The 13,192-nt window shown below is 40.2% G+C and carries 14 protein-coding genes; 5 read left to right on the top strand and 9 right to left on the bottom strand.

What is annotated here, in order from left to right; translation table 11 throughout:
* Nucleotides 1-8: 8 nt before the first annotated feature.
* Nucleotides 9-1,559: an acyl-CoA carboxylase subunit beta gene (locus QZL88_RS05880; protein WP_296939105.1), complete on the bottom strand. Its 1,551-nt coding sequence runs from the start codon at nt 1,557-1,559 to the stop codon at nt 9-11.
* A gap of 88 nt (nt 1,560-1,647) precedes the next feature.
* The gene (gene mce / locus QZL88_RS05875; protein ID WP_296939103.1) at nt 1,648-2,061 is read right to left on the bottom strand and encodes a methylmalonyl-CoA epimerase; all 414 of its coding nucleotides are present in this window, start codon (nt 2,059-2,061) and stop codon (nt 1,648-1,650) included.
* A 1,210-nt stretch (nt 2,062-3,271) separates the two neighbouring features.
* Here mce and QZL88_RS05870 point away from each other — a divergent pair.
* On the top strand, nt 3,272-3,535 hold the full coding sequence (locus QZL88_RS05870; RefSeq protein WP_296939102.1) for a hypothetical protein: 264 nt from the start codon (nt 3,272-3,274) through the stop codon (nt 3,533-3,535).
* 70 nt (nt 3,536-3,605) lie between these two features.
* Here the strand turns inward: QZL88_RS05870 and QZL88_RS05865 are convergent, their stop codons facing one another.
* The 7 genes from QZL88_RS05865 to QZL88_RS05835 form a co-directional block, all read right to left on the bottom strand.
* Entirely contained in the window at nt 3,606-4,322 is a 717-nt protein-coding gene (locus QZL88_RS05865) for a head GIN domain-containing protein (protein WP_296939100.1), read from the bottom strand.
* An 80-nt stretch (nt 4,323-4,402) separates the two neighbouring features.
* Nucleotides 4,403-4,792 (bottom strand): DUF423 domain-containing protein, encoded by a 390-nt coding sequence (locus QZL88_RS05860; protein WP_296939099.1) that lies wholly within the window; start codon nt 4,790-4,792, stop codon nt 4,403-4,405.
* Nucleotides 4,789-6,150 carry a citrate synthase gene (locus QZL88_RS05855; protein ID WP_296939098.1) on the bottom strand — a complete coding sequence of 454 codons (1,362 nt, stop codon included), beginning with the start codon at nt 6,148-6,150 and terminating at the stop codon, nt 4,789-4,791. Before QZL88_RS05855 ends, QZL88_RS05860 begins: the two co-directional genes overlap by 4 nt.
* A 125-nt stretch (nt 6,151-6,275) precedes the next feature.
* Nucleotides 6,276-6,635: a GNAT family N-acetyltransferase gene (locus QZL88_RS05850; protein ID WP_296939097.1), complete on the bottom strand. Its 360-nt coding sequence runs from the start codon at nt 6,633-6,635 to the stop codon at nt 6,276-6,278.
* Nucleotides 6,636-6,640: 5 nt separating this feature from the next.
* The gene (locus tag QZL88_RS05845) at nt 6,641-7,234 is read right to left on the bottom strand and encodes a DJ-1/PfpI family protein (RefSeq protein WP_296939096.1); all 594 of its coding nucleotides are present in this window, start codon (nt 7,232-7,234) and stop codon (nt 6,641-6,643) included.
* 14 nt (nt 7,235-7,248) lie between these two features.
* A complete protein-coding gene (locus QZL88_RS05840) occupies nt 7,249-9,513 on the bottom strand; it encodes an aconitate hydratase (RefSeq protein ID WP_296939095.1) in 2,265 nt (754 codons plus the stop codon).
* Nucleotides 9,514-10,120: 607 nt separating this feature from the next.
* Entirely contained in the window at nt 10,121-10,318 is a 198-nt protein-coding gene (locus QZL88_RS05835; RefSeq protein ID WP_296939094.1) for a hypothetical protein, read from the bottom strand.
* A gap of 241 nt (nt 10,319-10,559) precedes the next feature.
* On the opposite strand from QZL88_RS05835, the gene QZL88_RS05830 reads away from it, so the two are divergent.
* The 4 genes from QZL88_RS05830 to QZL88_RS05815 are packed head-to-tail and all read left to right on the top strand — an operon-like array spanning nt 10,560 to nt 13,076.
* Nucleotides 10,560-11,606 (top strand): tetratricopeptide repeat protein, encoded by a 1,047-nt coding sequence (locus QZL88_RS05830; protein WP_296939093.1) that lies wholly within the window; start codon nt 10,560-10,562, stop codon nt 11,604-11,606.
* Between the two features lie 18 nt (nt 11,607-11,624).
* Nucleotides 11,625-12,176, top strand: coding sequence for a sigma-70 family RNA polymerase sigma factor (locus QZL88_RS05825; RefSeq protein ID WP_296939092.1), 552 nt, complete (start codon nt 11,625-11,627; stop codon nt 12,174-12,176).
* A 57-nt stretch (nt 12,177-12,233) separates the two neighbouring features.
* Nucleotides 12,234-12,572 carry a hypothetical protein gene (locus tag QZL88_RS05820; protein ID WP_296939091.1) on the top strand — a complete coding sequence of 113 codons (339 nt, stop codon included), beginning with the start codon at nt 12,234-12,236 and terminating at the stop codon, nt 12,570-12,572.
* A gap of 21 nt (nt 12,573-12,593) precedes the next feature.
* A complete protein-coding gene (locus QZL88_RS05815; RefSeq protein WP_296939090.1) occupies nt 12,594-13,076 on the top strand; it encodes a hypothetical protein in 483 nt (160 codons plus the stop codon).
* Nucleotides 13,077-13,192: the final 116 nt, after the last annotated feature.

Raw genomic sequence — 13,192 nt, 5'->3', positions numbered from 1 at the left:
TTGAAGGATTACAGAGGCAGGTTATCATGCTTTTTAGCAGGATTAACTTGCTTTTTGGTTCTCAACTGCTCCAAAGCACGGATCACACGGAAACGAGTGTTGCGTGGTTCGATAACATCGTCGATATATCCATAACGTGCAGCATTGAAAGGATTGCAGAATAGTTTATTGTATTCAGCTTTCTTCGCGGCAAGTGCTTCAGCAGGGTTTTCAGCCTCTTTGATATCTTTAGCATACAATACTTCAGCAGCACCATCAGCACCCATTACTGCGATTTCGGCAGTTGGCCATGCATAGTTGATGTCTCCGCGAAGTTGTTTACAGCTCATCACAATGTGAGAGCCACCATAAGATTTACGAAGAGTCACAGTTACCTTAGGTACAGTAGCTTCACCGTAAGCATAGAGCAGTTTTGCTCCGTGAGTGATTACGCCGCCGTATTCCTGTCCTGTTCCCGGAAGGAATCCCGGAACGTCTACCAATGTTACCAACGGAATGTTGAAAGCATCGCAGAAACGCACGAAACGAGCAGCTTTGCGTGATGCATTAATGTCAAGCACTCCAGCCAGATATTTAGGTTGGTTTGCTACCACACCTACCGATTGTCCGTTCATACGGGCAAAACCAATAATGATGTTTTTAGCATAATTACCATGTACTTCAAGGAATTCTCCATTGTCTACTACCGCACCGATAACCTCGAACATATCGTAAGGCTTGTTCGGGTTGTCAGGAATGATTTCATTCAATGAATCTTCCATTCTGGCAATCGGGTCGGTACATTCTCTGCGAGGAGCTTCTTCCATATTGTTTTGAGGAAGGAAGCTATATAGATGACGGATAAGTGCAAGACCATCGTCTTCGTTTGCTACAGAGAAATGAGCAACACCCGATTTTGTTGTATGTACGCTTGCACCTCCAAGTTCTTCCTGAGTTACGTCTTCACCTGTAACAGTTTTTACCACTTTAGGTCCGGTAAGGAACATATAAGAAGTACCTTCTGTCATCAGCGTAAAGTCGGTAAGAGCCGGAGAGTATACAGCACCACCGGCACAAGGTCCGAAGATACCTGAAATCTGAGGGATAACACCGGATGCTAAGATGTTACGTTGGAATATTTCAGCATAACCCGCTAAAGCGTTAACACCTTCTTGAATACGTGCGCCACCCGAGTCGTTGATTCCGATTACAGGGGCACCTACTTTCATCGCCATATCCATTACTTTGCAGATTTTCAAAGCCATAGTTTCTGACAATGAACCACCGATTACAGTGAAGTCCTGTGCAAAAATATAAACCAAACGGCCGTCGATAGTACCGCAACCTGTAACAACACCGTCTCCCAGGAATTTTTGTTTGTCCATTCCGAAGTTTGTACTGCGGTGTTCTACGAACATGTCGAATTCTTCGAAACTACCTTCGTCAAGGAGGATAGCTATACGTTCGCGTGCTGTGTATTTGCCTTTATCGTGCTGAGAGTCGATTCTTTTTTGACCTCCACCCAGACGGGCTTTAGCACGAAGTTCCATTAGCTCTTTTACCTTTTCAAGTTGGCTCATGTTTTAATATTTTAGATTCTAATAAATTAATCTGTTCAACATAAAAATGACTTTACATCATCATCTGGTGAGTAAAGTCATTCTTACTTTATTTGGTTGGATGTTCACATAGTTCGGTGAGGACACTTCCTGTTGATTTCGGGTGTAAGAAAGCTATACTCAAGCCTTCTGCACCACCGCGAGGAGCTTTGTCTATCAACTGTACACCTTTCGATTCCATTTCGGAAAGAGCGTTAGCTACTCCGTCTGCTACGCTGAATGCGATATGGTGGATGCCTTCTCCTTTTTTCTCAATGAATTTAGCAATTGTGCTATCAGGGCTAGTTGGCTCCAGAAGCTCAATTTTCGTTTGTCCCACTTTGAAGAATGCAGTTTTTACTTTTTGGTCTTCTACAACTTCAATGTTATAACATTTTAGACCTAAAACACCCTCGTAATAAGGTAGTTGTTCTTCGATGCTTTTTACAGCAATACCTAAATGTTCAATGTGTGAAATATCCATGATTTTATCTGAATAAAAAGTTATTATTTAGTTCCGCGCAAAGGTACTATTAAATTATAAGACAACGAAATTAAAATTGTAAAAAAACTTTGTTTTTGCACAGTATGACAGAAAGTGTGCAATATGTGTTTTTCGTTTTCTAAATGTTTGTTTTTTAACATTAAAGTATCATTTTTTTTCGGGAAGTTTGTTGTTATTGAATGATAAAAATCCATGCTTTTCAGCTGTATTTATTCTTTTTAGTTCTGATTCCTTTTCTTAAAAAGGTAAGAAAAGTAACGGAAACAATTAAAAGTTAAAGATGAATGATTAATAATGCTTTCTCTGGTTACTTTTTCAAAAACCTGACAAAGTTGACACTTTTGCTGCATTTTTTATTGTTACTTTTTCTGTCCCAAAAAGGTAATAAAGCTAACATCGTTTATAGTAGACAGTAAACAGTTAGCAGTAAACAGTCAATGATTAGGACTCCTTTATACTTATTGCTCAATACTTATTACTTGTCAAAAGGTAACAAAAATAACACTGAAAATAATTAATAATGAAAAATTAATAATTAGCTTGTCTTGCAGGGTAAAGCGAGGCTTCTCGTCAGTGAACAGCTAACAACTTGTATCTTGTCTACTCGTATCTCATATAACTTACGACTTGTAAAAAGTAACAAAGGTTACACCTTTTACAGTCAACAACTCAGATCTTGTACCTCGTCTACTTGTACCCTTTTTCAAAAGGTAACAAAGGTTACACTTTTTCTACTTATTCTTTTTTGCCCTCATTGTAAGTCCCCCCCCTTGGGCAGGGCTGTTAAGTTCTCTACTTTGTTCTGTTATTTCCTGCTGTCATCCTGAGTGGAACGAAGGATCTCGACCCTGAGAAACGAGATGTTTCACTCCGTTCAACATGACACAGAGAGTATAAAAAAATAGAACTTAACAACCCTGTCCCCTTGGCGGATTTAGGGAGCCGATCAATCTTTCAAAGAACCCAATAGCTTTCGGCTATATACATAGATAAAGTTCTCTTGGGAATATTCGATGACGCCTGTTATATTCTATTCTAAATGGACGGTGAAACTGTGAAAATATATTTAAATAAATACGTTTGCATTAAAATATAGTGTTAAATTGACGCTTTGGGTGAACAATTTATATACCTTATTCCTTGTAATTAATACACCACTTATGTTTCATCTTTTAAAGTGAAGGCAGCTATGAGATTAAAAGGAACTTTAAGAGTTGGGGATATTTTATACAGAGTAGACCCCAAAAGATTGTCAGTAAAGGTATTTCGGATAAGTAATGCTGATGAGAAGCAGCAGGCACCGACTACTCATGAAAACTTCGTGATGGAGAAGAGAGAGTCAAGATCATTTCCGATGCCTGTCGATAAGTTCCCGTTTGAGTTTAAAGGCTTATTGTACTTTTTAACAGAAGATGATGCGAATCATTACATCAAGACTCAGATAGGAATGTGAAGCCTCCTAAAAAAACAAAAGGCCGTGAAATCATTTGTTTTTCACGGCCTTTTTATTTTGAGAGATATTATTACTGTACTTTGACAACCTTTCCTGAGCCTGATATGGCCTGGTCTACCTGAGCATTTCCTCTGTACTCTACGTTACCACTACCCGATACTCTCACGGTCAGCAACTTTTCGGCATATACGGAGAAATTACCACTGCCTGATACGGAACAGGTTACAGTGTCGGCTATCATATTCATGGTGTTGGTTTTTCCACTTCCGGATATACTGCTTTCCATCTTGGTGGTTTTACCGGTCATTGTGATATCGCCTGAGCCGGAGACTTTTGTAACTACGCTTTGTGCTACAATGCTGTCACCGAGGATATTCGCACTACCCGAAACAGACAATACTAGATCGGTAGTTTCCAGTTTACCTTTGATATGGAGTTTAATAGAACCGCTGGCACTTACCCGGGCCAAGGCTGTCGAATTGGTATAGATATTATATTTAGTAGGACTCACATTTTCTTTATTTTTGATAGAAAGAATGCCGTTATTGGATTCTACAATTAACAAAGGGAAAATGTTTTCGTCTGTTTCTATCCTTAGATATGGCGCGGCATCAGGTTTTTGTTCATATACAATGCTTGAGCCTCCACTAAATTCTATCTCCTTATAATCTGAGATATTGACTTCATTCTCTGTTATGTTTCCATTTCCTCTCACTGAATTGAATGAACAGGATTGGGCGCTTAAAACTAATAGCGTAATACCGATTGTGTACAATAGTGTTTTCATCTTAATATTCTTTTTTGAAATGATTATTTATAGGTATGACGCATCCTTTTTTAATTTGGTTACATCAAAATGGAAAAAAATCAGAAAATTTTATTTTTAATAAAAAACAGGATCAATAACAGCCATCCTGTAATGAGAAACAATCCTCCCAGAGGAGTTATTGGCCCTAAGAAACGCAGATTTATCCCCCAATGTTCGGCAAAGGATAGAAAATAGATGCTGAATGAAAACAAGACCACACCTACTATCATGCAGATAGCAGCCCATTTTTCTAATGGTGATACGAATGGCTGTGTCAGCCCTATGGCTAGCAATACAATGGCGTGGTACATCTGATAACGCACGCCGGTTTCGAAGCTGATCAGCTTTTCAGGTGTGAGTATGTCTTTAAGTGCATGTGCACCGAATGCTCCCAATATCACCGAGAGCATTCCATATATAGCAGCAATAATTAATACTGTTTGTTTCATTTTCTATCGGCAATAGGTATATATTCTTTTATGTCGGCGGCATTCTTGTATGCAGGGCGGATAATACGCTTTTGCTTGAAGTTGAGTTCTTCGATACGGTGTGCACACCAGCCCACTATACGCGCCATTGCAAACAATGGGGTGTATATTTCCTGAGGCAGACCTATCATATCGTATACGAAACCCGAATAGAAGTCCACATTGGCACATACCTGCTTGTTGACATTCTTACCTTTTTTCTCCATAAAGTTGAGGATAGCTCTTTCTTCCAGCAGCTTGTAGAAGTTATATTCTTCTTCCCGTCCTTTCTCTATGGCAAGGTCGCGGGCCATTTCTTTGAGCAGCATGGTACGTGGGTCGGATATTGTATATATAGCATGCCCTATACCATATATAAGGCCTGTCTTGTCATAAGCTTCTTTGTTCAATATCTTCAGCAGATAGGAATCTACTTCTTCAACACTTGTCCAGTCTTTCACATTGGTCTTAATATTTTTCATCATATCGATGACTTTCAGGTTTGCTCCTCCATGCAGAGGCCCTTTCAGAGAGCCTATACCCGCAGCGATGGCCGAATAGGTATCAGTACCTGTCGAACTGGTCACACGTACCGTAAAAGTAGAATTATTACCTCCCCCGTGGTCGGCATGTACCATGAGCGCAAGGTCGAGAATTTTCACATCCAATTGTGTATAGTGGTGCCCTTTCATCATATACAGAAAGTTTTCGGCAAGCGACAGGTTTGCTTGCGGATGTCTGATGTGGAGAGACTTGCCATTGCTGTGCCTTAATGCATTGTGTGCATAGGCGATGATGGTCGGGAAAGTGGCAACAAGGTTCAGAGATTGGCGTATCAGGTTCTCAGGGGTGGTTTCGTCGGGCTTGTCGTCGAATGTATATAATTCGAGTACACAACGGGAAAGATAATTCATAATATCATTTCCTACGAGGTCGAGTATGTGCATTACAATTTTCGGTTTCAGGTCCATAATGCAACTCATCAGTTCCGAAAATTCTTTCAGTTCTTCCTTGTTCGGCATATTGCCCGAAAGGATAAGATAGACTACCTCTTCAAATCCCAGCCTGTTTTCTTTCTGGGCACCCCTGACTATGTCTTCGAGGCTGATTCCCCTGTATATAAGTTTGCCGGGGATAGGCGTCAGCTTGCCGTCTTCGCTGCGTTCATATCCCACAACGTCGCCTACTTTGGTAAGTCCTACAACTACACCGGTATGGTCTTCGTTGCGAAGGCCGCGTTTTACATTCATTTTTTGGAACAGTTCGGGGTCGAAGTTACTCGTTACGCCCACTGTTGCCGATATTTTATCCACTATTTCCTTATCCAGTAATCTCTCCATAGTATGTTTTTTATATGATTTATATTTTGAATTCGAATTATGACTTAAAATAATAGGTCACAATTTCTTTCCACTTCATTAATTGTTGCGCCCAGACTCTTATAAAACTTTATCGCCGGATGGTTTCATTCCGAAACCTGCCAGCGCAGGCCATTGCATCGTTCTTCTTTTGCATAAGTAATCACTTTGTTGATAAGGAGTGTACCTATGCCCTTTCCTCTGTATGTTTGCCTGACATATAAGTCATCCATGTACAAGGATTTGCCTGTCCATGTATAATAAGCGAAGAAGTAAGTCGCATACCCGATAATGGAGCCATCCACATCCCTGGCAACAAAGCCGTGAAAATAATCCTTTTCTTTCAGCATCTGTCCGACGGAATTAGTCATCTTTTCGGGTAATTTTTCAAAGGTGGCAAATTCCAGAAAGAGGGTAATTAACTCTTCAAAGTCTGATTCCTTTATGGGCTGTATATCTATATTCATTTAATTTACTGATTGCAAAAGTTGTCGGCACTTTCATCTTCCTGCCAATTATATTCTATTCTGAAAGCTATCTTCCGGGCTTCTTCTGTCCCCAGCATATCACGAATAAATCCTAAAGCCATATCCATTCCGGCGCTGACACCCGATGAGGTATAATACTTGCCGTCTTTCACCCAGCGTGCCCGTTTTATCCAGTTTACTTGAGAAGAAGCACTTTCCACCCACTCGAAAGCACGTTTGTTTGATGTCGCACTTCTGCCATCCAGTAAACCGGTTTTAGCTAATAATGCACTACCCGTGCAAACAGTAAGGGTATATTGACTAGCAATGGCTAATGTCCTTATCTTCTCTATAAAGACAGGATTTTCTATTTCCTTTCGTGTACCCATTCCTCCGGGAATAAGCAGTATATTCGTTTCTTCCGGTATTAATAATTCTACCGGGTTGGTTTTGATCTTAATATTATCTGCATTGCATATAAGGCCTCCGGTTTCAGAATAATATCTGATTGTACTACCTTCAACCTTACCGAATATTTCCACAGGCCCGAATACATCGAGTGTTTCAAAACCGGGAAAAAGAAGTATATTGAAAATCATGCAGACTCCGGTTATTATTGTTTCATATAATTCAGGGCACTGCCAGCCTTAAACCATTCTATCTGCGTATCGTTATAGGTGTGGGCTACCCCGAACGATTCTTTTTCACCGTTTTTATGGGTGAGTTCGACGGTAAGGTTCTTTCCCGGTCTGAAATCGGTTAGTCCTTGTATGCTTATTTTATCATCTTCACGTACCTTATCATAATCATTCTTATCGATAAAGGTAAGGGCAAGCATACCTTGTTTTTTTAGGTTGGTTTCATGTATGCGGGCAAAAGACTTGACGAGTATGGCTTTTACATTCAGGAACCGGGGCTCCATTGCTGCATGTTCGCGAGATGAGCCTTCTCCGTAGTTTTCTTCAGCTACTACGACGGAGCCCAGTCCTTCGGCTTTGAATTTCCGGGCAAGTTTAGGAACAGCGATATATTCGCCGGTTTCCACATCCAGAACAGCGTTTGTTTTATCATTGAATGCATTGACGGCCCCTATCAGCATATTATCGGATATATTATCCAGATGTCCGCGGAAACGAAGCCATGGTCCGGCCATCGAAATGTGGTCGGTGGTACATTTGCCTTTTGCTTTTATTAATAGCGGCTGAGCGATAATATCTTTCCCGTTCCACGCAGGAAACGGTTTCAGTTCTTGCAGGCGTTGTGAGTCAGGAGCTATTTTTACTTCGATTTTTGAACCATCTGCTGCCGGAGCTATAAATCCCTCATCATCTTTCTTATATCCGTTCGGCGGTAATTCATATCCCTGAGGTTCTTGCAATTTTACATGCTCCCCTTTTTCATTCACTAATGTGTCTGTCATCGGATTGAAACATAAATCTCCGGCAATGCTTAGTGCAGCCACAATTTCCGGTGATGTAACAAAGGCATGGGTGTTCGGATTGCCGTCGTTTCGTTTGGCAAAGTTGCGGTTAAACGATGTTACGATTGAATTGGGACGTTCCGGGTTATCCGACTCCCTTTTCCATTGTCCGATGCAAGGCCCGCAGGCATTTGCCATAATAGTCGCCCCAGCTTCTTCAAAGATAGGTAATATGCCATCTCTTTCGGCAGTATAGCGTACTTGTTCCGAACCGGGATTGATTATAAATTGGGCTTTTACTTTTATATTTTTCTTTTTGGCATCAGCGACGATCGATGCCGCACGCGACATGTCTTCGTATGACGAGTTTGTACATGAGCCGATTAGACCCACTTCCATCTGCCTGGGATAACCGTTTTCTTTTACCGCATTGGCAAATTGAGAAATAGGGTGTGCCGCATCGGGTGTAAAAGGTCCGTTTACATATGGTTCGAGAGTTGATAAATCTATTTCGATTATCTGGTCAAAATATTTTTGCGGATTATTTGCTATCTCTGCATCAGGTTGCAGATGTTCCATTATCTTATCGGCCAGTTCTGCCACGTCACTACGGAAGGTAGCTTTCAGGTATTCAGACGATTTTTTGTCATACGGGAAAATGGATGTTGTTGCACCTACTTCCGCACCCATGTTACAGATAGTACCCTTGCCTGTAGCAGATAATGACGCAGTGCCTTCGCCAAAATATTCGATAATAGCATTTGTTCCCCCTTTTACAGTAAGTATACCTGCTAGTTTTAGTATGACATCTTTTGGTGAAGCCCAACCCGATAATTTTCCGGTCAGCTTAACCCCTATGATTTTCGGCATTTTCAGTTCCCAGGGCATTCCCGCCATTACATCTACCGCATCGGCACCACCTACGCCTATGGCTACCATACCTAGTCCTCCGGCATTTGGCGTATGTGAGTCTGTCCCGATCATCATTCCGCCGGGGAAAGCATAGTTTTCGAGTACTACTTGATGGATGATGCCTGCACCGGGTTTCCAGAAACCGATTCCGAATTTATTGGATACGTTGGTCAGAAAGTCAAAGACCTCTTTGTTTGTAACCTCGGCAGTATTCAGGTCTTCTTTTGCCGATTTGTATGCCTGTATCAGGTGGTCGCAGTGTACTGTCGATGGGACAGCCACCTTGGTACGTCCCGAATTCATCAATTGCAACAAGGCCATTTGTGCAGTAGCGTCCTGCATGGCAACCCTGTCGGGCGAAAAGTTGACATAATCCGTTGCGCGCACAAAATCTTTAATAGGTTCATCTGTTGATAAATGTGCATAAAGAATTTTTTCGGACAGTGTCAAAGGGCGTTTTAGTTTGCTTTTAGCCTCTTCAACCTTTGATGGGTAAGATTCGTAAAATTTGCGAATCATATCTATATCAAAAGTGGTACTTTTCATTATAATTGAAGTTTTTAGTTAATTTTTTAATTTCCCTGAACTAACAAAAATAATAAAAATATTCTATGATATGGCGTCTTTTATATGACATTCCTATTTAGGCTAATTCTAAAATTCGACAGATCTGATGTTTGTCTTTATGTTTTTAGTGGGGTGTTGTTTTGTGATAATTTTGTGTTTTAAGGCTTTATGTGTGGAAATTTGTAATTGTTTGTTTTGATAAATAAGACATATTGAAATGTGATATAGGGCTATTGTGAGAGATTCTATTTATCATTGATAGAAAAATAAGATAGAAATTCTGCTTAATTATATATAATCAATAGATTTAATGATACATTTTAATGTTGGATTCTTTTCGACTTCACTCCGTTTCGTCTGAACGTTCATTTTGCCTTGATGCAAAACGAACCAAAAAATCAAGGCTACATCCCTCGGCGACCCAAAGCCGTAGCTTCGGTGGAGCAAAATAATACGGAGTCATCTTTAGCCGGATTATCGACCGGGTATAGCAGCTGCCCTATTTTGCTCTACACCTCCGCTTTACGGATTGGGTACCCGCCTGCGGGACGAGGCCGTGGTCGCAATGCGACGACAAGAGGTTGTCTTATTTGAGTTCAAAGGGCTTCGCTCCACTAAGGCGCCAGCGGACGCGCATTAGTTCCGCAGGCGGGGTACCCACACGGTGCAGGCGGGGTGGAAAGGGACGGGGCGATAGCCCGTTCGTCCCTTTCAGCCGGCAAGCCGATTGTGGGTCGCCGAGGAACTTAGCGCTAGCCTTTTGCTTACTTTTGGGCGATGCCAAAAGTGAGGGCAAGCCCGGGAGGGCGCGGCAGAATTGAGCCAAGTATCCAGAAATAAACAAAGACGGTAATTATGTCGAAAAGAATCCAACATTAAAACAAGACAATAAATCATCTATAGAGCTCATTTTATTATCTCGGTTTAAACCATTTTCTCTTTAAAATGTCAAAGAATCTGAACAGAGAATGCATTTATAGAGTATTTTCTTACTTTTGTATTTTTTAAAAGTAAATATTTATTGCATGAGAAACGGCTTAATTATATTATTCTTATTATTCACAACTTTAACAATATATTCACAACCATCTTCCGAAAAATTAATAAGGCAGGGTGTGGCATTGCATGATAAAGGACGTTATAAAGAGGCAATAGCCTGTTATGAAGAAGCGCTGAAAGTGAATCCGACATCAATGTCTGCTGTTTACGAGATGTCATTATCATACTTGCAACTCAAAGATTATGATAAAGCCATTCGCAACAGTACAAAAGTAATTACGGCTAATTTTCAGCCTTTATTGATGGATGCATATATTGTAAAAGGTACGGCACTAGCCAATCAGGATAAAATGGGAGATGCTCTTAGGACCCTTAATGAGGCATTAGAGAAATGTGGCGATGAATATTTGCTGCATTTCAATCTGGGTTTGTGCTACTTCAATAATAAGGACAATCGTATGGCTGTTCAGCATTTGCGCAAAGCGATTGAAATAGATGCCACTCATTCCAGCGCATTTTTGCTTTATGCCTATGCACTGAATGATTTGGGGCGATGGGTGCAAAGTTTCTATGCCTTTCATTTCTTCTTGTTACTCGAACCTAATACAGAACGCTCGAAAGATGCATTCGGAGAGATGTTTGATATAGTCTCAGCAAAAATAGATTCCGGTTCGGAGAAATTATCGCCCGAAGACGGAGTAGACAGACGATACCTTTATGATGCTATACAAAAACATAAAACAGGAGCGACAGACGATATTTCCCAATATACGTTTTTTGTAGAATCATCTAAATTGATATTTTTCACATTGGCTCAGATGCAAAACGATTCTCAGAATGGTCTTTTATGGTATTTCTTTGTGCCTACTTATGAGGAAATCTTGGGATCGGGACATTTCGATACCTATTGTCGCTATGTGAGTGTTGCATATTTTCCCGAATCACTTAAATGGTGGGAGAATAATAAGACAAATGTTGATAACTTTATCGAGTGGTTCGAAAACGGACAGGGCGGAATGGAAGATGATGCCTATTTCGGAGATGACTCCGATCTGGAAGATAGCGGTCAATAAATAAGGATTTTGAAATAAATGTTACAGGATACAGAGAATAACTTAGTAGAAAGGCTGCATGATCCCAAAACCCAGCAGGTTGCCTTTTCTGAACTTGTAAAAGAGTTTAGTGAGGTGCTTTATTGGCAGATTCGTAAAATAGTGCTTAGTCATGACGATGCTAATGATGTCCTTCAGAATACTCTTATTAAAGTGTGGACCAGCATCGAGAATTTCAGAGGAGATTCCAAACTGTCGACCTGGCTCTATCGTATAGCGATAAACGAAGCAATTACATTTTTGAATAAACAACGAGCGCAAAACAATATATCGATGGACGATGCAGATACATTTCTTATCTCGCGCCTCGAAGGTGATGAATATTTTGATGGAGACGAAGCGCAACTTAAATTGCAGAAAGCGATATTGACACTTCCTGAAAAACAACGTATCGTTTTTAACATGAAGTATTTCGATGAAATGAAGTATGAAGATATGTCGGATATACTGGAAACCTCGGTTGGTGCTCTGAAAGCATCATATCATCATGCAGTGAAAAAAATTGAAGATTTTTTATCTACTGACGATTAAACCTTTTTATCTATTTACAGTCTATAGTATAGATGGAGTTATTAAAGAATAGTAGTTATGTTGGATAATTTTGACAAAAAGAAGAGTCCATTTAAGGTTCCCGATAATTATTTCGAGAATTTTAATGCTGAAATAATGGGTAAACTTCCTGAAAAAGAAATAGAAAAAAGGAAGATTGTCCCGTTGTGGAAAAAGGTGTTGCCTTGGACAGCAGCGGCAGCCGTATTTTGTGGAGTCATATTTTCAACGGGAATACTGAATCAAAAAACGATAGCCGAACCTGAGCCTGTTGTAGCTTCTGCTATGGCTTCCTCTTCAGAAGAAGAAGATTATTATTTGTTTCTTGAGGATGAAGTGGCAAGAGCTAAATACAGGGATGTGATGTATAGTAATTAAACCAAAAAAAACGATGTTTATATGAAGTTTAGAAGTATTCTGGTCTTATTGATTCTTGCAGTGTTTACGACACTCTCAATAAAAGGTCAGGGTCTGAAGCGAGGCGGTTTTGATATAGAAACTATAAAGAAAGAAAAAGCAGCTTTCCTGATAAAAGAGTTGGAGCTGACAGATGCCGAAGCCAAGGTTTTTATCCCCTTGGAGTCGGAGTTTATGTCCAGAAAGTTTGCAGTAAACAGGGATGCACGCAGGGAAACCCGTGCGTTGAATGAGAAGCCTAACAAAACAGAAGAAGATTACCAACGTATAACCAAATTGAATTTGGAATCGGAAAAACGGGAGGCTGAGCTTCAGATAGAATATTACAAAAAATTTGGAGAGGTATTATCTGCTCAGAAGATTGAGAAATATCGGGCGGTCGATATGAAATTCAAAGAGCATATGCTGAAAAAGATCGAAGAGCGCAGAAAAGCAAACCCGCATCGACAAGGACAACGAAAATAATTTGACATAAAGTTTGTTTTATTGTAAAAAATATATACTTTTGTTTTTGTAAAGATTATAATTATGTACAATAAAGCACATCATCATCATTTTATATTACTGCCATTGGTAAGTAA

The sequence above is a fragment of the uncultured Dysgonomonas sp. genome, from assembly GCF_900079725.1.
Classification (GTDB): Bacteria; Bacteroidota; Bacteroidia; order Bacteroidales; family Dysgonomonadaceae; genus Dysgonomonas.
The sequence above is the reverse complement of the archived record's forward strand: the minus strand, read 5'-3'. Positions and strand labels throughout refer to the sequence as shown.

Bases quoted from the DNA above. Each gene is read 5' to 3' on its own strand.
- QZL88_RS05880 (WP_296939105.1), bottom strand. From the start codon at position 1,559: ATGAGCCAACTTGAAAAGGTAAAAGAGCTAATGGAACTTCGTGCTAAA.
- mce (WP_296939103.1), bottom strand. From the start codon at position 2,061: ATGGATATTTCACACATTGAACATTTAGGTATTGCTGTAAAAAGCATC.
- QZL88_RS05870 (WP_296939102.1), top strand. From the start codon at position 3,272: ATGAGATTAAAAGGAACTTTAAGAGTTGGGGATATTTTATACAGAGTA.
- QZL88_RS05865 (WP_296939100.1), bottom strand. From the start codon at position 4,322: ATGAAAACACTATTGTACACAATCGGTATTACGCTATTAGTTTTAAGC.
- QZL88_RS05860 (WP_296939099.1), bottom strand. From the start codon at position 4,792: ATGAAACAAACAGTATTAATTATTGCTGCTATATATGGAATGCTCTCG.
- QZL88_RS05855 (WP_296939098.1), bottom strand. From the start codon at position 6,150: ATGGAGAGATTACTGGATAAGGAAATAGTGGATAAAATATCGGCAACA.
- QZL88_RS05850 (WP_296939097.1), bottom strand. From the start codon at position 6,635: ATGAATATAGATATACAGCCCATAAAGGAATCAGACTTTGAAGAGTTA.
- QZL88_RS05845 (WP_296939096.1), bottom strand. From the start codon at position 7,234: ATGATTTTCAATATACTTCTTTTTCCCGGTTTTGAAACACTCGATGTA.
- QZL88_RS05840 (WP_296939095.1), bottom strand. From the start codon at position 9,513: ATGAAAAGTACCACTTTTGATATAGATATGATTCGCAAATTTTACGAA.
- QZL88_RS05830 (WP_296939093.1), top strand. From the start codon at position 10,560: ATGAGAAACGGCTTAATTATATTATTCTTATTATTCACAACTTTAACA.
- QZL88_RS05825 (WP_296939092.1), top strand. From the start codon at position 11,625: ATGTTACAGGATACAGAGAATAACTTAGTAGAAAGGCTGCATGATCCC.
- QZL88_RS05820 (WP_296939091.1), top strand. From the start codon at position 12,234: ATGTTGGATAATTTTGACAAAAAGAAGAGTCCATTTAAGGTTCCCGAT.
- QZL88_RS05815 (WP_296939090.1), top strand. From the start codon at position 12,594: ATGAAGTTTAGAAGTATTCTGGTCTTATTGATTCTTGCAGTGTTTACG.